Origin of the sequence: Pseudomonas sp. 6D_7.1_Bac1 (assembly GCF_025465945.1) — a bacterium.
Lineage (GTDB): Bacteria > Pseudomonadota > Gammaproteobacteria > Pseudomonadales > Pseudomonadaceae > Aquipseudomonas.
Genome location: NZ_JANLNW010000052.1, coordinates 134,515 through 154,962, shown reverse-complemented (window position 1 = coordinate 154,962; position 20,448 = coordinate 134,515). Strand labels below are relative to the sequence as shown.

Annotated in this window: 17 protein-coding genes; 11 read left to right on the top strand and 6 right to left on the bottom strand. The window is 58.6% G+C overall.

Annotated features, from left to right (window positions below):
* The first annotated feature begins 462 nt into the window (after positions 1-462).
* Both NTD87_RS13750 and NTD87_RS13745 read left to right on the top strand, forming a co-directional pair.
* Positions 463-663 carry a hypothetical protein gene (locus tag NTD87_RS13750; protein WP_071551521.1) on the top strand — a complete coding sequence of 67 codons (201 nt, stop codon included), beginning with the start codon at positions 463-465 and terminating at the stop codon, positions 661-663.
* 377 nt (positions 664-1,040) lie between these two features.
* A complete protein-coding gene (locus tag NTD87_RS13745) occupies positions 1,041-2,516 on the top strand; it encodes an inorganic phosphate transporter (protein ID WP_262114489.1) in 1,476 nt (491 codons plus the stop codon).
* Between the two features lie 171 nt (positions 2,517-2,687).
* Here the strand turns inward: NTD87_RS13745 and ccoM are convergent, their stop codons facing one another.
* From ccoM to NTD87_RS13735, 3 genes are all read right to left on the bottom strand, one after another.
* Entirely contained in the window at positions 2,688-2,804 is a 117-nt protein-coding gene (gene ccoM, locus NTD87_RS27875; RefSeq protein ID WP_007926603.1) for a cytochrome c oxidase subunit CcoM, read from the bottom strand.
* A 147-nt stretch (positions 2,805-2,951) separates the two neighbouring features.
* Complete coding sequence (locus NTD87_RS13740) at positions 2,952-3,113, bottom strand: hypothetical protein (protein WP_007906621.1); 162 nt, start codon at positions 3,111-3,113, stop codon at positions 2,952-2,954.
* A gap of 147 nt (positions 3,114-3,260) precedes the next feature.
* Positions 3,261-3,602, bottom strand: coding sequence for an aspartate-semialdehyde dehydrogenase (locus tag NTD87_RS13735; protein WP_262114488.1), 342 nt, complete (start codon positions 3,600-3,602; stop codon positions 3,261-3,263).
* 227 nt (positions 3,603-3,829) lie between these two features.
* On the opposite strand from NTD87_RS13735, the gene rapA reads away from it, so the two are divergent.
* Positions 3,830-6,676 carry an RNA polymerase-associated protein RapA gene (rapA, locus tag NTD87_RS13730; RefSeq protein ID WP_262114487.1) on the top strand — a complete coding sequence of 949 codons (2,847 nt, stop codon included), beginning with the start codon at positions 3,830-3,832 and terminating at the stop codon, positions 6,674-6,676.
* Positions 6,677-6,864: 188 nt separating this feature from the next.
* Here rapA and NTD87_RS13725 read toward each other — a convergent pair whose 3' ends face one another.
* Complete coding sequence (locus tag NTD87_RS13725) at positions 6,865-8,214, bottom strand: spinster family MFS transporter (RefSeq protein WP_262114486.1); 1,350 nt, start codon at positions 8,212-8,214, stop codon at positions 6,865-6,867.
* A gap of 281 nt (positions 8,215-8,495) precedes the next feature.
* Here NTD87_RS13725 and NTD87_RS13720 point away from each other — a divergent pair, with 281 nt between their 5' ends.
* Entirely contained in the window at positions 8,496-10,781 is a 2,286-nt protein-coding gene (locus NTD87_RS13720; protein ID WP_262114485.1) for a putative bifunctional diguanylate cyclase/phosphodiesterase, read from the top strand.
* Here the strand turns inward: NTD87_RS13720 and NTD87_RS13715 are convergent.
* Positions 10,672-11,568, bottom strand: a complete 897-nt coding sequence (locus NTD87_RS13715; protein ID WP_262114483.1) for an NAD(P)-dependent oxidoreductase — start codon at positions 11,566-11,568, stop codon at positions 10,672-10,674. The genes NTD87_RS13720 and NTD87_RS13715 overlap by 110 nt on opposite strands.
* A gap of 195 nt (positions 11,569-11,763) precedes the next feature.
* Here NTD87_RS13715 and NTD87_RS13710 point away from each other — a divergent pair, with 195 nt between their 5' ends.
* Positions 11,764-13,941: a hypothetical protein gene (locus NTD87_RS13710; protein ID WP_262114481.1), complete on the top strand. Its 2,178-nt coding sequence runs from the start codon at positions 11,764-11,766 to the stop codon at positions 13,939-13,941.
* A 305-nt stretch (positions 13,942-14,246) separates the two neighbouring features.
* On the opposite strand, the gene NTD87_RS13705 is transcribed toward NTD87_RS13710, so the two are convergent.
* A complete protein-coding gene (locus NTD87_RS13705) occupies positions 14,247-14,552 on the bottom strand; it encodes a DUF2288 domain-containing protein (RefSeq protein WP_262114480.1) in 306 nt (101 codons plus the stop codon).
* A gap of 348 nt (positions 14,553-14,900) precedes the next feature.
* Here NTD87_RS13705 and NTD87_RS13700 point away from each other — a divergent pair, with 348 nt between their 5' ends.
* From NTD87_RS13700 to NTD87_RS13675, 6 genes are all read left to right on the top strand, one after another.
* Positions 14,901-16,028 carry a branched-chain amino acid ABC transporter substrate-binding protein gene (locus NTD87_RS13700; protein WP_262114479.1) on the top strand — a complete coding sequence of 376 codons (1,128 nt, stop codon included), beginning with the start codon at positions 14,901-14,903 and terminating at the stop codon, positions 16,026-16,028.
* Between the two features lie 231 nt (positions 16,029-16,259).
* Complete coding sequence (gene livH, locus NTD87_RS13695; RefSeq protein ID WP_262114478.1) at positions 16,260-17,183, top strand: high-affinity branched-chain amino acid ABC transporter permease LivH; 924 nt, start codon at positions 16,260-16,262, stop codon at positions 17,181-17,183.
* Positions 17,180-18,436, top strand: a complete 1,257-nt coding sequence (locus NTD87_RS13690) for a high-affinity branched-chain amino acid ABC transporter permease LivM (protein WP_262114477.1) — start codon at positions 17,180-17,182, stop codon at positions 18,434-18,436. The genes livH and NTD87_RS13690 overlap by 4 nt, the downstream gene beginning before the upstream one ends.
* On the top strand, positions 18,433-19,200 hold the full coding sequence (gene livG, locus NTD87_RS13685) for a high-affinity branched-chain amino acid ABC transporter ATP-binding protein LivG (RefSeq protein WP_262114476.1): 768 nt from the start codon (positions 18,433-18,435) through the stop codon (positions 19,198-19,200). Before NTD87_RS13690 ends, livG begins: the two co-directional genes overlap by 4 nt.
* Positions 19,201-19,902, top strand: a complete 702-nt coding sequence (locus tag NTD87_RS13680) for an ABC transporter ATP-binding protein (RefSeq protein WP_262114475.1) — start codon at positions 19,201-19,203, stop codon at positions 19,900-19,902.
* Between the two features lie 234 nt (positions 19,903-20,136).
* On the top strand, positions 20,137-20,445 hold the full coding sequence (locus NTD87_RS13675; protein ID WP_262114474.1) for a DUF2282 domain-containing protein: 309 nt from the start codon (positions 20,137-20,139) through the stop codon (positions 20,443-20,445).
* Positions 20,446-20,448: the final 3 nt, after the last annotated feature.

Below are 20,448 nucleotides of genomic sequence, written 5' to 3'. Positions count from 1 at the left end.
ATGGCGCCAGGAAATGAGCCTGTAAAGACATTGCCAAAAAGTGCACTTGCGCACAAAACTTGCAGCTAACAAAAACAATTTCACAGGACGAAGCACTTTTAAATTATTCGAGATAGTGTTCTGCTGATCGGCCGCTATAATGTACTTCAGTGATGACCGCGCTTTTTTGTAACTACGGGATCCAATCACTCAGGCAGTGCGAGGTTTCAACCCCGCTTCCTGCTGGCAAACGCTTGACGCTCATTTCGAATGCCCGGCCAATGCGTTTGCAAAAAACAAGAAATCTGATGCTACGTCAGTGGTTCTGCTCTGGTGCCGTGGCCGCCTGCAAGAAGGAAGCTGTCAAGCACAACGCAGTCAGAATGGGGGTCTTCCCGGACACTCTGTTCGAGACGCTTGTGACCGACACAACGACTGCAGTGCGTATCACCAGAATTTATCTCAACTCAATTAGGTAACACTGTGACGAAAGACGAACTGCGCGCGGAACTTGAGCGCCAGGAACAACGTTACAAGGAAGTTTACGGCGGGGAAGTCACCACCTACGCCGCTCAGCCCGACCCGGAACGCAAACCTTGGCGTAAACGCGCCAGCATCCTCGATCAGGCCTTTACCCAGGAACTGCAAAAGATGGAAAAAGAACTCAAAGCCGAAGAGCCATAATCGCTCCGGCTTGAGTCCTTCAGGGCCAGCGTCGCCTTCAGCCACACGCTGAATGGAATGGCGTTCCATATCGCGCCCGCTAAAAGCGGGCGGTTGCTGCCTTTATCCCACCGGATGAGGTAAATGGCACTTGGCTGGCCTGCCTTACAGATATTTCACACACCCATTTCAGCTTCCCATCGGAGCAACTGAAATGCTGGCATTCGCCCTGACCACCAATGAAATCAATGACTTGAAAAACCTACGATAACGCTGGGGCTTAGGGCCTTGTTACAAACTAAATCATTGAAGAATGTTACCGATGAGCAGCAAGTGCATTGATTTGCAGGGTTTTCTGGCATAATCGCGCCCCCTTACGACCGGGTCAGAAAACCTTCATGATCGATTTATTCAGCGGACTGGATGCTTGGGTGCTTGTGAGCCTCTTGCTCGCCCTGGCCTTTGTCCTCGCCTTCGAGTTCATCAACGGCTTTCATGACACCGCTAACGCGGTTGCCACTGTTATCTACACCAAAGCCATGCCGCCTCATCTGGCAGTGTTCTTTTCGGGTGTGTTCAATTTCCTCGGCGTGTTGCTGGGCGGTGTTGGCGTGGCGTACGCCATCGTCCACCTGCTGCCGGTAGAGTTGCTGATCAATGTGAATACCGGCCACGGGCTGGCGATGGTGTTCTCGTTGCTCGCCGCGGCCATTACCTGGAACCTGGGGACCTGGTACTTCGGTATCCCGGCCTCCAGCTCTCATACCCTGATCGGTTCGATCCTGGGTGTGGGTCTGGCGAACGCCCTGATCAACGACATTCCATTGGCTGACGGCGTGAACTGGCAGAAAGCGATCGATATCGGCGCATCCCTGGTGTTCTCGCCAATAGCCGGTTTCCTGGTGGCCGCGCTGGTGCTGATTGGCCTTAAATGGTGGCGTCCACTGTCGAAGATGCACAAGACTCCGGACCAGCGCCGCAAGCTTGATGACAAGAAACACCCACCGTTCTGGAACCGTCTGGTCCTGGTGATCTCGGCGATGGCGGTGAGCTTCGTGCACGGTTCCAACGATGGCCAGAAAGGCATCGGCCTGATCATGCTGGTATTGATCGGTATCGTGCCGGCGCAGTTCGTACTCGACCTGAGCAGCAGCACCTACCAGATCGAACGGACTCGCGATGCGACCCTGCACCTGAGCCAGTTCTATAAGCGCAATGGCGATACGCTGGGTGAGTTCCTGGCCTTGGGCAAAAGCCTGGATGGCGATTTGCCGGAGAAATTCCGCTGCAACCCGCAACAGACCGAACCGACCATTTCAGCCCTGCTCGGCACCCTCAAAGGTGTAGCGGACTACCACTCGCTGTCGCAGGAAAGCCGCATCGAAGTGCGTCGCTACCTGCTCTGCCTGGACGATACGGCGAAGAAAGTCGGCAAATTGCCTGGTCTCGATGCCCGCGAAAAAGCTGACCTGGACAAACTGCGTAAAGACCTGACCACCACCACTGAATACGCCCCGTTCTGGGTCATTCTGGCAGTCGCCCTGGCCCTCGGCCTGGGCACCATGGTGGGCTGGAAACGCGTGGTACTGACTATCGGCGAGAAGATTGGCAAGCAAGGCATGTCCTACGCCCAGGGCATGTCGGCGCAGATCACCACCGCCGGCATGATCGGTCTGGCGAACATCTTCAGCCTGCCGGTATCGACCACCCACGTACTGTCTTCGGGTGTGGCCGGGACCATGATCGCCAACAAAAGCGGCCTGCAAGGCGGCACCGTGAGAACCATCCTGCTGGCCTGGGTCCTGACCCTTCCGGCATCGATGGCCTTGTCGGCTGGCCTGTTCTGGCTGGCATCAAAGGCACTCGGCAGCTGATTCACCGCCGAACAAAAAGGCGCGCCCTCCTGGAGGTCGCGCCTTTTTTATGGCCTGTGAAAAGTGAAGATCGTTCACTCTGCGTGGGAACGATCAATATAAAAGTCAGGCAAAAAAAAAGGCGACCGAAGTCGCCCAAAATGCCTTGCGTGCTCGTGCTTCCAGAAAGACCTAAGGCTTTTTGCGCTTATGTGCGTCTTTCCAGATAAAGAATCCAAACCCGGCAAAAAACAGAACCATGAGGCCGACTGTCAGCACTCCGGCGATCACCACATTATCGAAAAACATGACTGGCCTCCTGCACTTGCCCTGTTGCGATGGGGCTAAGTTAACCAATCAGGCACGAGAGAAAATTGACCGGGATCAATGCTGCCCAAGACTGGGCATAAAGGAGGGGAAATAACTGACCTGCATCAACAGATGCAGGGGGGGGGATCAACGCTTTTTCGGTTTGTTTTTCGGCTTTTTCTTCGCTTTACCCAAAGGCATGGCCTGCTCGAAAGCCTGACGCACTTCATTCAGGCGCTTTTCATTGAGGTCATGCACGCGCTTGGCACGCTCGGTATTGAGGTCGATCAGCTTGTCGTCTTGGCTCATGGCGTGGCTTACATCTTCAAGGTCAATACAGGCGTAGCACAGCGACAACTGTCACCCTGCCCGCTCAAGGTTTGCCAATAATGCGGCCAATGGGCGGCGCTGACCAGCCGCCAGCCGCATCGGAGCACAACAAAAAATGTGCAAACGTCAGACCTCGATATCGACCCACAACCCCTGACGCGGCTGATCTTCCATCAGAGGGACCACAGGCACCGTGTTGTCGGCGTTCAATTCGTCACCGGGTACCGCCAGGTGTTCTTCAGGATCCTCTTCGGCTTCGCGGCGACGCCGGTCGCGCGCTTGCTGGCGCCGCTGCTCTTCGCGCAACAGCAGGGCCGACTCTTCGGCATGGCGCTTGTGCAGGTCGATCGTACTTTCGCTGGAGCTCGCCTCCACCGGCACCACCGGCGGAATATCCGGCCGCTGGCGGATCGGATCCTGCTGGGAAGTGATCGGCACGGCACTCAAGGGGAGCATCGGTGGCAGCATATTATTAGTCTCCTGTGTGCAGGCTGTCGGCTGCCGAGGGGGTGACTTGAGCCATCGGTCGCAAACTGGTGACCCATTGACATGCCCAAATGCCTGACTGCCCGACTGCCCGACAAACGCCTCGCTACGCTACCTTTCAAGCTTAGTAGTTTTTGTCAGAGTCCTTTGGCTCTGAAGGCACTGATCCGTTAACATAGTCGGCTTTTTCAAGGCGGGAGTCAGGCAGCATGGCGCAGCAGTATCAACCGGGGCAACGCTGGATTAGTGACAGCGAAGCCGAGCTAGGTTTAGGCACCGTTCTGGCACAGGACGGTCGCTTGCTGACCGTGCTCTATCCGGCCACTGGCGACACACGCCAGTACGCGCTACGGAATGCGCCCCTCACTCGCGTGAGGTTTTCGCCGGGTGACACCATCACTCACTTCGAAGGCTGGAAGATGACCGTGCGCGAAGTCGACGACGTCGATGGCCTGCTGGTCTACCACGGGCTCAACGCGCAGAACGACGTGGTGACCCTGCCTGAGACCCAACTCTCGAACTTCATCCAGTTCCGTCTGGCCAGCGACCGTCTGTTCGCCGGGCAGATCGACCCATTGGCCTGGTTCTCCCTGCGTTACCACACTCTGGAACACACCAGCCGCCAGTTGCAGTCTTCGCTGTGGGGCCTGGGTGGCGTGCGTGCGCAACCGATCGCTCACCAGTTGCACATCGCCCGTGAAGTCGCTGACCGTATCGCGCCGCGGGTTCTGCTGGCGGACGAAGTCGGTCTGGGTAAAACCATCGAAGCAGGTCTGGTGATCCATCGCCAATTGCTCTCGGGTCGCGCCAACCGCGTGTTGATCCTGGTGCCGGAAAACCTCCAGCACCAGTGGCTGGTGGAGATGCGTCGTCGTTTCAACCTGCAGGTCGCGCTGTTCGACGAAGAACGCTTCATCGAAAGTGATGCCGGCAACCCGTTCGAAGACACCCAGCTCGCGCTGGTCGCTCTGGAATGGCTGGTAGAAGACGAAAAGGCCCAGGACGCGCTGTTCGCGGCCGGCTGGGACTTGCTGGTGGTCGACGAAGCTCACCACCTGGTGTGGCACGAAGATCAGGTCAGCCCTGAGTACTCGCTGGTCGAGCAACTCGCAGAAACCATTCCTGGTGTACTGCTGCTGACCGCGACCCCAGAGCAACTGGGTCAGGACAGCCACTTCGCACGCTTGCGCCTGCTCGATCCAAACCGTTTCCACGACCTGCACGCGTTCCGCGCCGAAAGCGACAACTATCGTCCGGTGGCCGAAGCCGTTCAAGAACTGATGGACCAGGGGCGCTTGTCTCCAGCCGCGCACAAAACCATCCACGGTTTCCTCGGTGACGAAGGCGAAGCGCTGCTGACCGCCGTCAACGAAGGCGACGCTGAAGCCAGCGCCCGTCTGGTGCGCGAACTGCTGGACCGCCACGGTACCGGTCGCGTGCTGTTCCGTAACACCCGCGCCGCGGTGCAAGGCTTCCCGGAACGCAAACTGCACCCGTACCCGCTGCCGTGCCCGGACGAATACCTCGAACTGCCGCTGGGCGAACACGCCGAGTTGTACCCGGAAGTCAGCTTCCAGGCTCAACCGGATATAGATGAAGAACAACGCTGGTGGCGCTTCGACCCACGGGTCGAGTGGCTGATCGATCAGCTGAAAATGCTCAAGCGCACCAAAGTGCTGGTGATCTGCGCCCACGCCGAAACCGCGATGGACCTGGAAGACGCCCTGCGCGTGCGCTCCGGCATCCCGGCCACGGTGTTCCACGAAGGCATGAACATCCTCGAACGTGACCGCGCAGCCGCCTACTTCGCCGACGAAGAGTTCGGCGCGCAAGTGCTGATCTGCTCGGAAATCGGCAGTGAAGGTCGTAACTTCCAGTTCTCCCACCACCTGGTGCTGTTCGACCTGCCATCGCACCCGGACCTGCTGGAACAGCGCATCGGTCGTCTCGACCGGATCGGTCAGAAGCACATCATCGAACTGCACGTGCCGTACCTGGAAACCAGCCCGCAAGAGCGCCTGTTCCAGTGGTATCACGAAGCGCTGAACGCGTTCCTCAACACGTGCCCGACCGGCAACGCCTTGCAGCACCAGTTCGGCCCTCGCCTGCTGCCGCTGCTGGAAAATGCCGATGACGGCGAGTGGCAAGCGCTGATCGACGAAGCACGTAGTACCCGCGAAAGCCTGGAAGCCGAGTTGCACAGCGGCCGTGACCGTCTGCTGGAACTCAACTCCGGCGGCACGGGCGAAGGTGACGCGCTGGTCGAGGCGATCCTTGAGCAGGACGATCAGTTCGCCCTGCCGATCTACATGGAAACCCTGTTCGACGCGTTCGGCATCGACAGTGAAGACCATTCGGAAAACGCGCTGATCCTCAAGCCGAGTGAGAAAATGCTCGACGCCAGCTTCCCGCTGGGCGACGACGAAGGCGTGACCATCACTTACGACCGCAACCAGGCACTGTCTCGCGAAGACATGCAATTCATTACCTGGGAACACCCGATGGTTCAGGGCGGCATGGACCTGGTGCTGTCCGGCTCGATGGGCAACACCGCCGTCGCGCTGATCAAGAACAAGGCGCTCAAGCCTGGCACTGTGTTGCTGGAACTGCTCTACGTCAGCGAAGTGGTTGCCCCGCGCTCGCTGCAACTGGGCCGTTACCTGCCGCCGGCCGCCCTGCGCTGCCTGCTGGACGCCAACGGCAACGACCTGTCGGGCCGAGTGTCGTTCGAAACCCTCAACGATCAGCTCGAAAGCGTGCCGCGTGCCAGCGCCAACAAGTTTGTTCAGGCTCAGCGTGATCAACTGACACCGCGCATCAACGCCGGCGAAGAGAAGATCACCCCGCGCCACGCCGAACGTGTCGCCGAAGCGCAACGCCGTCTGGCCGCTGACACCGAAGAAGAGCTCGCGCGCCTGACCGCCCTGCAAGCGGTCAACCCGACAGTACGCGACAGCGAACTGGTTGCCCTGCGTCAGCAGCGCGAGCAAGGCTTGGCCATGCTCGACAAAGCGGCACTGCGACTGGAAGCGATCCGGGTGCTGGTGGCGGGTTAAGCCCTCCTCTATACCCCCGCTAAAACAAAAAGGCCCGCAGCGATGCGGGCCTTTTTGTTTGCCCGATTTTTGTGGCGTTTACGATTGCCCCATCGCGAGCAGGCTCGCTCCCACAATGATCGCCAGCGTATGCGAGATCAGTGTTCGACCACGATCCCCTGTGGGAGCGGGCTTGCTCGCGAAGGCGATCAGGCCGTCGCCACAGCAATCCCAGGCTCAACCACAGCAACCAATCCCTCCTTCATCCGCTTGGCATCCCTCACAAAACACCGCGAAGCCAGGAACAGAAACACCATGGTGGAAAACAACGCCACCGGAATCAAATACATCGCGTCATGCAGCCCCACAGCCTTGAACGCCTCGCTCATCTGCTCCGCCCCCGCCGCCAGCATTGCCGTATGGGCGAAGTGATCGGACAAACCGCCCACCACCACCGGCCCCAAACCACCGCCCAACAAGTAGAGCCCGGCGAAGAACAACGCCATCGCCGTGGCGCGCAAACGCGGTTCGACCACGTCCTGAATGGCCGTGTAAACGCAGGTATAAAAGTTGTAGGCAAACAACCAACCAACGCTGAACACCGCAACGAACACACCGATTTCAATCCGTCCGGCGTGCAGCGCCCAAGCCGTGCACAGGGTCGAAATGATCAGGCTGAACGCGGCAAACAGCAGCCGACCGTTGGCCACCCGCAGGTGAATCTTGTCCGCCACCCAACCGCCCAGCGTCAGGCCGAACAACCCGGTCACACCGACGATCACCCCGGTCGCCACCGCGGCTTCCTGCAACGCCATCTGAAAGTAGCGCTGCAACATCGGCACCAGAAACGAGTTACACGCATAGGTGGCGAAGTTGAAGCACAATCCCGCCATCACCAGCCAGAGGAAGGTCGGAATCGCCAGCACCCGGCGAATCGGCCGGTCCACCCGTTCCTGGGACACTTGCACGGTTTCCGCCGCACCGCGCCTGGGCTCTTTAATGAAGAACATGAACATCGCCAGAATCAGACCCGGCACGGCCGCGATGAAGAATGGCGCGCGCCAGCTGTCGAACGCCTTGACCATCGCGCCGATGGTGAAGAACGCCAACAGCAGGCCCAGCGGCAGCCCCAGCATGAAGATACCCATGGCCCGCGCCCGACGATGCGCCGGGAACAAATCACCGATCAGTGAATTGGCGGCCGGTGCATAGCTGGCCTCACCAATGCCGATCCCCATGCGCACAATCAAAAAACTCCAGAAGCTCCCCACCAGACCGTTGACCGCGGTCAGCCCGCTCCACACCGCCAACCCCCAGCCCATCAACTTGCTACGCAAACCGGTGTCGGCCATTCGCCCTAGCGGCAGACCGGCAACGGCATAAACGATGGTGAACGCAGTCCCGATAATTCCCAGTTGAAAATCGCTAAGGTGCCATTCCATACGGATTGGCTCGATGATGATCGCCGGGATCGTGCGGTCGAAAAAGTTGAACAGGTTGGCCAGAAACAGCAGGAACAGAATGCGCCAGGCATTCGCCGCTTGGGTCGAGTTCTGCATGGGTCCGTCTCTTTTATTGTTATGAGGGCTTTACTGCCGACAGCATTCGAGCCCGGAACCAGCAATCTAGTCAGCGCCATGGCCGCTGTCTGTCATTATTCGCAAGGCTGATACCCGTCCATGGCGACCGGCAATTTATTTCCAAACGCTCTTGGGCTCATTACAAAATCGTCAGAGTCAATGTGCCACTACCGCTTGCACTCTGCGCACGGCCTCTATACTCCAAGCATTCGCCAGCGTTCATGGCGCCGGTGCAGGATGACTCAGAGACGGGGCACGCTATGGAGTGGCTTGGTTTGCATTTCATTACCGAGCTGCCAGAGAGCAGCGGGCAAGTAGTACTCAGTTGCAGTCATAACCCCTTTCTGGTGCTGTTGGCCTACCTGGTCGCCTGCGCGGCCAGCTTTGCCACGCTGGACATCGCCGAACGCGTCGGTCACGCCGAGAACCTTGCCTCTCAACGGCTCTGGCGCTGGGTCGGTGCCGGCTGCCTGTCGGGCGGTATCTGGGCCATGCACTTCATCGGCATGCTGGCGTTCCAGGCGCCCATCGACATCCATTACGACTTGCCGACCACCTTCCTTTCCCTGCTGATCGCCTTTATTGCAGCCTTTTGGGCGATGAACAGCCTGAGCAATGCACAACTGAGCGTCTGGCAATATGTGCAAACCTCGATCTGCATCGGCTTGGGCATCTGCACCATGCATTACGTGGGCATGGCCGCCATGCGCTCAAACGCCGAGGCCCACTACCAGCCAACGTTGTTCGGCGTGTCGATCCTGATCGCCATCGGCGCCAGTGCAATTGCCTTGCTACTGTCGCACGTTCTGCGCAACGGCAGCGGCATCGCCCATCAGATGCTCAAATACACCGCCAGCCTGGTGCTGGGTGCCGGCATCGTGAGCATGCACTTCACCGGTATGCAGGCCATGAGCCTGGTGTTACCTGCCGGAGTCTCTGTGCAACTGCCGGTCGACAACGACCACCTGCAACTGGGGCTGATGATTGCCGTGATTGCGCTGCTGGTCATCGGCAGTAGCATCAGCGCGGCCCTGGCCGACAAGAAGCTGCAACACAAGGAGCACGACCTGCGCCGGGTCAACGCCCTGCTCAGCCAACTGGATCAGGCACGCATGTCGCTGCAACAAGTGGCGCACTATGACGCCCTGACCAACCTGATCAACCGCCGCGGCTTCAACCAGATCTTCGCCGAGAAGCTCATTGAGAAGAGCGCCAGCAATGGCATGCTGGCGGTGATGTTTCTGGACATCGATCATTTCAAGCGCATCAACGACAGCCTGGGCCATGACGCCGGTGACGAACTGCTGAAAGTCCTCGCCGACCACATCAAAAGCTCGACCCGCAGCCACGACGATGTGGTCGCACGGTTTGGCGGCGATGAATTCTGCATTCTCATCAGCCTGCGTGATCGTGACGAAGCGCGGCACATGGCGCAGCGCATCATGCATAAAATGAAGGAGCCGATCGAGCTGGCCGGCCGACGCATGGTCATGACCACCAGCATCGGTATCAGCGTGTTTCCCGACGACGGCAAGAGCTGCGAAGAGCTGCTGAAAAACGCCGATCTGGCGCTTTACCAGTCCAAGGGCAATGGCCGTAACGGCCTGCACTTTTTCAGCCCCAACCTGAAAACCAAGGCGACGATGGAGCTGCAACTCGAAGAAGAGCTGCGCAATGCCTTACGTGACGAAACCGGGTTGATGCTCTATTACCAGCCTATTTACGACCTCAAAAGTGGCCAGGTAACCAAACTCGAAGCACTGGTTCGCTGGCAACACCCAGTGCACGGTTTACTCGCGCCTGACCGTTTCATCGCGATTGCCGAAGCCAATGGTTTGATCGCTGAACTCGACAACTGGGTGCTGCGCAAAGCGTGTGAAGACCTGAGCGAACTGTCCAGGAACGGCTGCGAGTCATTGAACATTGCCGTCAACTGCTCACCGCTCAACCTCGCTCGCGAAGAGCTCGCCGAAGAAGTCGAACATGCGCTGCTTTCAGCCGGTGTCGCACCGCAAAGGCTGGAGCTGGAGGTCACGGAAAATGCGCTGATGGGCAACATCGCCAATACGCTGGTACTGTTGCGCAAAATTCGGGCGCTGGGTGTTTCGCTGTCGATCGACGACTTCGGCACCGGTTACTCGTCCCTGGCCTACCTCAAGCGTTTGCCCCTGAACACCTTGAAAATCGACCGTTCGTTTATCCAGGACATTCCCAAGGCCACTCAGGACATGGAGATCGTCCAGGCCATTATCGTCATGGCCCATACCCTGCATTTGCAGGTGGTCACCGAAGGTGTCGAAACCCTGGAGCAGTACCAGTTCCTCGAACGCTTCGGTTGCGACTTTGTTCAGGGTTATCTGTTGAGCCGCCCGGTGCCGCTGACTGAGTTGCGCCCGGTCCTGAACGAAATCAACCAGCGTAATCACTCACACGCTGTCAATCCTTTGAGCCTGGCTCGCGGTATAGATGGATCAATGTCGAGGGATCTTTTTCAAGATACCCCTGGCCACCATGCAGGCGCATCAACTGTGCAGCCAGCCCACTGATCGGCGTCGCCGAGCCCTGCTCGCGGGAAAACTTCACTGCGCCGTCGAGATCCTTGAGCAACGTTCGAACATGCCATTTCACCGGTTCGAAACGGCTCTCGGCCATTTGCGGGGCGAGCATCTGCAAGGGTTTCGAATCGGCAAACCCACCGCTCAACGCCTCCGCCAGCAGGCTCGCATCCACGCCCGAACGCTCGGCCAGCGCCACCACTTCAGCGATGACCAAGGCATTGCAGGCAACGATCATCTGATTACAGGCCTTGGTCACCTGCCCTGCGCCGACCGCGCCCATGTGCGTGACCCGTTGGCCGAGGCTCAACAACACCGGGCGCACCCGTTCGACATCGGCTGACTCACCGCCGACCATGATCGCCAGGCTAGCGGCTTCGGCACCCGCGACCCCACCGGATACCGGCGCATCCAGCCAGCCCATGCCGGTACGACTGGCCAGCTCGGCGGCCATTTCCCGCGTCGCCGTGGGTTCCAGACTGGAAAAGTCCACCAGCAACTGACCGGTTTTCGCACCGAGCGCAACGCCTGCCACGCCGAACACGACTTCGCGCACCACTTCGGTATTAGCCAGACACAACATCAGCAGATCGGCGTGCTGACACAGCTCGGCAGGTGTGGCCACTTGTCGCGCCCCGGCCTCGACCAAGGGCACGCATTTGTCAGGGTTGCGGTTCCAGACGGTCAGTGGATAGCCCGCGGCCAACAAGCGCCGGCACATCGGCAAACCCATCAAGCCGATTCCAGCGAACGCGAGTGAAGGTAGCGTTGCCATCAATTTGCCTCTGTTCGATTAAAGATCGCCAAATATTGGCCGATTCATCATGAATCAGGAAAGGATTCCCCCTAGCGACACTCAGGTAAAGCCCTATCGCTGGGGACACTATCGCGCTGTAAAGTCGCGAGCTCTATATTCGTGATGGCTTGATGATATCTCGCCGCCGAACCAACCCGTCCAGGCACATGGCGCACAATGACTTCTAAAAATAATCCTGCCCCTGCGGTATCCGAACTGACGCTCACCGCCGCCACGGATAAACCCTCAGTCCCGAAGCCATTGACCAGCTCGCGCCCGCTTGCGACTCAGCAGTACTTGTATTTCACCGAGACCAACACCGATCGCATCCTCGACAACCTCGATGGCCTGCGGGATCTGGTGTTCCCGAAGCCCCCGCACCTGGAAGATGCCCACGAACTGCATCAGCAGGAATTCCCCTCCGTGTGCCTGATCGGTCTGGGTCGCTGCGGCTCTAACATTGCGCTGGACGTCGCGGAGCTGGTGTACAACGCCCGCAAGTTCTACCTCAACGAGTTCAACAACGAAGACAAACCCTATGCTGAAAAGGGCTACAGCCCTGCGCAATGGATTCGCAACAACCTGAAGCTGGGTGCCGGCAAGGCCAGCAAACCAGTATTCCTCGTCGAGCCGCTGGTGATGCTCGGCGACCTGGACAAAGACATCGCCGGACGTATCCGCTTTTCGCGCAAAGGCGAAAAAAGCGGCTTCCTGCGCGACTACAGCAAAATGAAGATCATGGACCTCTCGGAAGTCCACGCCGGTGGCGCCGGTAACGCGCCAATCCTCGGCCAGTACCTGGCGAAGATCATCCTGAACAAGGACACCCAGCGTTTCTCCAGCCCCGACTGGAAGATGATCCATTCGTACCTGATCGACAGCTGCGGCATCAAGGCCAACCAGTCGCGCCTGTACTTCTCGATCTTCAGCGCCGGTGGCGGTACCGGTTCGGGCATGGCCTCGGAGTTCGGCCTGGCCCAGCAGCACTCGTACATGAACAAGACGTTCGACACCAAACCTGTGGACGAGCACGACAGCAAGAGCGGCCACTCCTTCGTGTTCGAGCCGATCTTCACCAGCGGTATTTGCGTACTGCCGAACATTTCCGATCACCGCAGCGAAATGTCTGAAGCACTGCATATCAACGCCGGTCGCCTGCTGTGCAAGTACCTGTCGGAAGAATGGGATTTCTCGTACAACTTCGCCAACGAAGACAGCAGCGAAGCCAGCGTCATGGGCCGCATCCGTCCATGGAACGCGATGATGCTCATTTCCAACGACATCATGCGTTACGCCGAAGAGAACGATGACGGCAATATCCAGAACATTGATGTCAATGCCATGGAAAAGCACGCCAACCAATACATCTCGCAGCAGATCTTCAACATTCTGACAGCCCAGGCGGTCACCACCGACTACGACCAGAACTACTTCCGTCGTGCCGGTATCGACATCGGCGAAACAATTCGCCTGGATGCCAACGACCTGTTCATGAGTCTGGCCGGGCCAGTGGCGATTGCCTACGCCGAGTCGGTGGTACCAGAACAACCGGCACCGAGCGGTGACAAATTCAAGGTGTTCGACAAAGAGCCGCAACGCCTGAACATCGACGACCTGTTCTTCCGCTCCATCGACCTGCCGCACTTCAACAAGGTGACCCAGGCCATCGAAGGCATCAGCCTGTTGCCGATCGAGTCCAAGCGCTATCGCGCGTCGCTGGAGCAATACAAGAACTCGGGTTACGACGCTGCCGCCCTGCATGACCTGCACTTCTTCAAGAACTGCTCGTCGGTGGTCTCGATCGTGTCCTTACCCAAGGATTACAAGCTGTCCTACATGGACCTGAACCGGTTGAAGACCCACCTCAACAGCCTGTTCCCCAACACCACGCTCAAGCGTTATGCACTGGTGATCGGAGCCTCGGCCAACCTGTCGCTGACCACCCTGATCGCCAAGAGCCCGTGCCTGTCGGACGATTTCCTGACCTTGATTGTGGCCTTCATCAAACGTTGCTTTGCACGCAACCCGTATCGTTTCGACGAAACGCTGGACAACTCGATCCTCGACTTCATCATTCATGAAGACTTCGACGAGGCCAGGATCGACGAGCTGCTCAACGAATTCGAAAACCCGGCGAAGATCCTCGACACCAACTGGTACGCGATCAAGCCGATGTACGAGAAGAAGTACCGTGAGCTGATCAACGACAAAGACAAGTTTGTCTCGATCAACGACATCCGCCTGTCGCGCGATTGCGTGAAAAAGGCCATCAAGTACCTGCGCGAGATCTACCGCCACCGCATCGGCAAGACCAAGGTCATTTCGCTGAATAACCATACCGGCAAGACGGCCTGACCGCGTCACGGCCAATCGCGAGCAGGCTCGCTCCCACAGTGATCGGTGTCGAACACAAACTCTGTGAACGCCACTAAATCCTGTGGGAGCGAGCCTGCTCGCGATGGCGTCCTCACTTCCAGCACATCTCCAACATCCAGAAACAATTAAGCAGCCATTTGGCTGCTTAATAAACTGTTCCCGTTACGTTTACGTAACCTTCCCCCCCTGCCCGCCTGTAGCATTTCTCTACGGCAACCTGCCATCACGCTACTCGGCTACACACTTTTGCATGAGCCCCATCAGCACCAAATCGGTGCAACCCTTCAGGCCTGCGTCCTTTCCTGGATCAGAATCCACGGCGAAACCACCACCGCCCAGAGCTGCGGATCGCGCTCGACCAGATCCAGCGCCCCCGTTGCAGACACCTGCGCAACCTTCCCGGCAGCCAGCCAGGCAGCCACTTTCTCGCGCTGATCCTCGGCCATGGCTTCGGCGGCTTCGATCAAATCCAGATCGGCCTCGACCCACAATAGGGCACCCTTGGCGAAGAACGGTTCGAGTTCCTTCCAGGTAATAGATGCGGTTTCACCAAGCAGCTTGGCATAGAGGGTGCTAGGTTCTTGAGTCATGGGCCCTGTCCGGAAAAGAAATCGGCGCAATCATAACGTCGGCGCTCTGGCAGAAAAACCCGGATGCAATAGAGTCATTGATCGAGAACTGCAGGAAAGCCAGGGATAGCCGCTGAATCAGGCCACTACCCAGCCAAAATCCCGCCGCAATTCTGTCTTTTTCTTTCAAAAATGCGACACCCTCAGGCTTTGCCCCTGAGCGCCAGCTTTCCAAGCGAACAACCGGCGCTCTACACTGTACCGGTACAGTTGCCGGGGGCATTTCCGGAGGATATCCAAGATATCGATCCGGTTCTGTGGTTCAGGCCGCCAGGACTATAAAAATTACAACAGTAAGAGTGGAGCACTATGAATAAGGCTACTAAGCAGATTTCCAAACTGTTTGCCGCTATGGTTCTGGCCGGGGTTGCCAGCCATTCGTTCGCAGCTGACACCATCAAGATCGGCATCGCCGGCCCTAAAACCGGTCCAGTGACCCAGTACGGCGACATGCAGTTCAACGGCGCGAAAATGGCCATCGAGCAGATCAACGCCAAGGGCGGTGTCAACGGCAAGATGCTCGAAGCCAAGGAATACGATGACGCCTGCGACCCTAAACAGGCCGTTGCCGTTGCCAACAAAGTGGTCAACGACGGCGTCAAGTTCGTGGTCGGTCACCTCTGCTCCAGCTCCACTCAGCCAGCGTCCGACATCTACGAAGACGAAGGCGTGATCATGATCACCCCGGCTGCCACCAGCCCGGACATCACCAACCGTGGCTACAAAATGGTGTTCCGCACCATCGGCCTGGACAGCGCCCAGGGTCCTGCCGCCGGTAACTACATTGCCGATCACGTAAAACCGAAAATCGTTGCAGTGCTGCACGACAAGCAGCAATACGGTGAAGGCATCGCCACCGCCGTGAAGAAAACCCTCGAAGCCAAAGGCGTCAAGGTTGCCGTGTTCGAAGGCCTCAATGCCGGTGACAAGGACTTCTCCTCGATCATCCAGAAACTCAAGCAAGCCAACGTCGACTTCGTCTACTACGGCGGCTACCACCCGGAACTGGGCCTGATCCTGCGTCAGTCCAAGGAAAAAGGCCTGAACGCCAAGTTCATGGGCCCGGAAGGCGTCGGCAACGAATCCATCTCGCAGATTGCCCAGGACGCTTCCGAAGGCCTGCTGGTGACCTTGCCGAAGTCTTTCGACCAGGACCCGTCCAACAAGGCTCTGGTTGAAGCGTTCGCCGCCAAGAAGGAGGACCCGACCGGTCCGTTCGTGTTCCCGGCCTACTCGGCTGTTGAAGTCATCGCCGGCGGCATCACCGCGGCCAAAAGCGAAGACACTGCCAAAGTGGCCGCGGCGATCCGTTCTGGCACCTTCAAGACCCCGACCGGCGACCTGTCGTTCGACGAGAAGGGCGACCTGAAGAACTTCAAGTTCGTGGTCTACCAGTGGCACTTCGGCAAACCTAAAACCGAAGCTTCGCCTCAGTAAGGCGCTGCCTGACTGACTGCCAATAAAGCCCACGGCGTGCCGTGGGCTTTGTTTTACGAGGTAATGGGCCGTGCCTCCGTGATCCGGAAGCCTCCCCACCTGAAAATCTCAAAACCGTCATCAGCGGTTCGCTGGCAAACCTCACGTCCGAAGTGGATGCAGATCCTCGGGGCCTGAGCGGGAAAATGACTCCACCAGTGAAATGCGTATCAGGTTTTTAGGAGCGCTGTAATGCCTGAGATCTATCACTTTTTCCAACAGCTGGTTAATGGTCTGACCATTGGCAGCACGTATGCCCTGATCGCCATCGGCTATACGATGGTTTACGGCATCATTGGAATGATTAACTTCGCCCACGGCGAGGTCTACATGATCGGTTCCTACGTGGCCTTCATCGTCCTTGCCGGACTGGCCATGCTGGGTATCCATTCTCTACCGTTATTGATGACCGCCGCATTCCTGGCGACCATCGTTGTCACCAGTGCCTACGGCTACAGTATCGAACGGATCGCCTACCGCCCTCTGCGGGGCAGTAACCGCCTGATCCCGCTGATCTCGGCCATCGGTATGTCGATCTTCCTGCAAAACACCGTACTGCTCTCGCAGGATTCCAAGGACAAATCGATCCCCAACCTGATTCCGGGCAGCTTCAGCTTCGGTCCGGGCGGCGCACAGGAAGTGCTGATCTCCTACATGCAGGTCCTGGTGTTCGTGGTGACCCTGGTGGTGATGCTCTGCCTCACCCAATTCATCTCGCGTTCACGTCTGGGACGTGCCTGCCGGGCCTGTGCCGAAGACATCAAGATGGCCAACCTGCTGGGCATCAACACCAACAACATCATCGCCCTGACTTTCGTCATCGGTGCCGCCCTGGCGGCCGTGGCGGCTGTACTGCTCAGCATGCAGTACGGCGTGATCAACCCGAACGCCGGATTCCTGGTGGGCCTCAAGGCCTTTACCGCGGCGGTTCTGGGCGGCATCGGCAGCATCCCGGGCGCCATGCTCGGTGGTCTGGTGCTGGGGGTGGCCGAAGCCTTCGGCGCCGATGTATTCGGTGACCAGTACAAGGACGTGGTGGCTTTCGGCCTTCTGGTTCTGGTGTTGTTATTCCGGCCAACCGGCCTGTTGGGCCGTCCGGAGGTTGAGAAAGTATGATCAGGAATCTTAAACAGGCGCTTTTCAGCGCGCTATTGGTTTGGGCTGTGGCGTACCCGGTACTCGGTCTGAAACTGTCCATCGCCGGCATCAACCTCGAAGTGCTGGGTGCCACGACCTCCACGCTGATCATCATCGCCGCCTGCTCGGTGCTGATGTTCCTGCGCGTGCTATTCGACCAACAATACACGGCCGCCATGCGCTCCGTGCCCAGAGGTAAATTGATCCCGGCTAGCGCGAGCCACTTCCTGACCCTGCCCAGCACCCAGCGCTGGGTCATCATGGGATTGATCGTCGTCGCTCTGGTCTGGCCGTTCTTCGGTTCGCGCGGTGCGGTGGATATCGCCACGCTGATTCTGATCTATGTGCTGCTCGGTCTGGGCCTGAACATCGTGGTCGGTCTGGCGGGTCTGCTCGACCTGGGCTACGTCGGTTTCTACGCAGTGGGCGCCTACAGCTATGCGCTGCTGTCGCACTACTACGGCCTGAGCTTCTGGATCTGCCTGCCAATCGCCGGGATGATGTCGGCAACCTTCGGCTTCCTGCTCGGTTTCCCGGTGCTGCGTCTGCGCGGTGACTATCTGGCGATCGTGACCTTGGGCTTCGGTGAGATCATCCGTCTGTTCCTGCGTAACCTGACCGGCCTCACGGGCGGACCGAACGGCATCAGCAACATTCCCAAACCGACGCTGTTCGGCCTGAGCTTCGATAGAACGGCCGCCGAAGGCATGCAGACCTTCCACGAGTTCTTCGGCCTGACTTACAACCCGGTCAGCAAGGTGGTTTTCCTCTACCTGGTTGCGCTGTTGCTGGCGCTGTTCGCGCTGTTCGTGATCAACCGCCTGCTGCGCATGCCGATCGGCCGTGCCTGGGAAGCCTTGCGCGAAGACGAAATCGCCTGCCGTGCACTGGGCCTGAATCCGACCGTGATCAAGCTGTCGGCCTTCACCCTGGGTGCCTGCTTCGCCGGTTTCGCCGGCAGCTTCTTCGCCGCGCGTCAGGGGCTGGTCACGCCGGAGTCGTTCACCTTCATCGAGTCGGCCACCATCCTCGCCATCGTGGTATTGGGCGGCATGGGCTCACAGTTGGGCGTGGTCCTCGCGGCTGTCGTGATGATCCTGTTACCCGAGCTGATGCGTGACTTCAGCGAATACCGCATGTTGATGTTCGGCGCCCTGATGGTGCTGATGATGATCTGGCGTCCACAAGGTCTGCTGCCCATGCAACGTCCTCACATGGAGCTGCGTAAATGAGCAGAGAGATTCTGAAAGTAGATGGCCTGAGCATGCGCTTTGGCGGCTTGCTGGCGGTCAATAACGTCGCCCTGAGCGTGAAAGAGAAACAAGTGGTGTCGATGATCGGCCCTAACGGCGCCGGCAAGACCACCGTGTTCAACTGCCTGACCGGGTTCTACCAGCCTACTGCCGGTACCATCCAGCTCAACGGTGAAGCGATCGAAGGCCTGCCTGGCCACAAGATCGCCGGCAAAGGCGTGGTGCGGACCTTCCAGAACGTGCGGTTGTTCAAGGAAATGACCGCCGTGGAAAACCTGCTGATCGCCCAGCACCGCCACCTGAACACCAACTTCCTGGCCGGTCTGTTCAAGACCCCGGCATTTCGCCGCAGCGAACGCGAGGCCATGGAATACGCCGAGTTCTGGCTCGACAAGGTCAACCTCAAGGAGTTCGCCAACCGTCCGGCCGGCACCCTGGCCTATGGTCAGCAGCGCCGCCTGGAAATCGCCCGCTGCATGATGACCCGTCCAAGCATCCTCATGCTCGACGAGCCGGCCGCCGGCCTCAACCCGCGGGAAACCGACGACCTCAAGGCGCTGATCGGCACCCTGCGTGAAGAGCATGACGTGACCGTGCTGCTGATCGAACACGACATGAAACTGGTCATGAGCATCTCCGACCACATCTTCGTGATCAACCAGGGCACGCCTCTGGCCAACGGCACACCGGAGCAGATCCGGGATAACCCTGAAGTAATCAAAGCCTACCTGGGGGAAGCGTAAATGCTGCAGTTCGAAAACGTTTCCACTTTCTACGGCAAGATCCAGGCCCTGCACAGCGTCAACGTCGAAGTCCGTCAGGGCGAAATCGTGACCTTGATCGGTGCCAACGGTGCCGGCAAGTCCACTCTGCTGATGACTCTTTGCGGTTCGCCGCAAGCCCATAGCGGCAGCATTCGCTACATGGGCGAGGAACTGGTTGGCCAGGAATCTGCGCAGATCATGCGTAAGAGCATCGCCGTGGTCCCGGAAGGTCGTCGGGTGTTTGCCCGTCTGACCGTGGAAGAAAACCTCGCCATGGGCGGGTTCTTCACCGACAAGGGCGATTACCAGGAGCAAATGGACAAGGTCCTGGGGCTGTTCCCGCGACTCAAGGAGCGCTTCAATCAACGCGGCGGCACCATGTCGGGCGGCGAGCAGCAAATGCTCGCCATCGGCCGGGCGCTGATGAGCAAACCCAAGCTGCTGCTGCTCGACGAGCCGTCGCTGGGTCTGGCACCGATCATCATCCAGCAGATCTTCGACATCATCGAACAGCTGCGCAAGGATGGTGTGACGGTGTTCCTGGTAGAGCAGAACGCCAACCAGGCGTTGAAAGTCGCCGACCGCGCCTACGTGCTGGAAAACGGCCGGGTGGTGATGCAAGGCACCGGTGAAGCCCTGCTGACCGATCCCAAAGTACGCGACGCGTATCTGGGCGGTTAAGCACTGCTGCAGTAAAAAGCGGCCTGTGTGGGAGCGAGCTTGCTCGCGATATCGGACTGTCAGGCAACGTCAATGTTGACTGTCAGGCCCTCATCGCGAGCAAGCTCGCTCCCACATTTTTTTGTGCGAACCAATTATTTTTTGCCGCGCTGTAACGAACCCGAATGACCTTTCTCTACTAGGGTAAGTAAGCACAAACGCTTTCTTGACCAAGCCCACCACTGGAGAAACATCATGACTGCTACCACTCGCACCCTGTCCGCCGCCGCCCTCGCCCTGGCCCTGGGTTCTGCCTTGAGCATCGCGGCTGTGCCGACCACCGCCCATGCCGCAGCCGCCGACATGGAAAAATGCTTTGGCGTCGCCATGAAAGGCAAGAACGATTGCGCCGCAGGCGCTGGCACCACCTGTGCCGGCACCTCAAAAGTCGACTACGAGAGCAACCACTTCAAGCTGGTACCTAAAGGCACTTGCGAGAAGACTGCCAGCCCAACCTCACCGACCGGCTTCGGTCAACTGGCCGCCTACAAAGCCAAGTCGTAATCC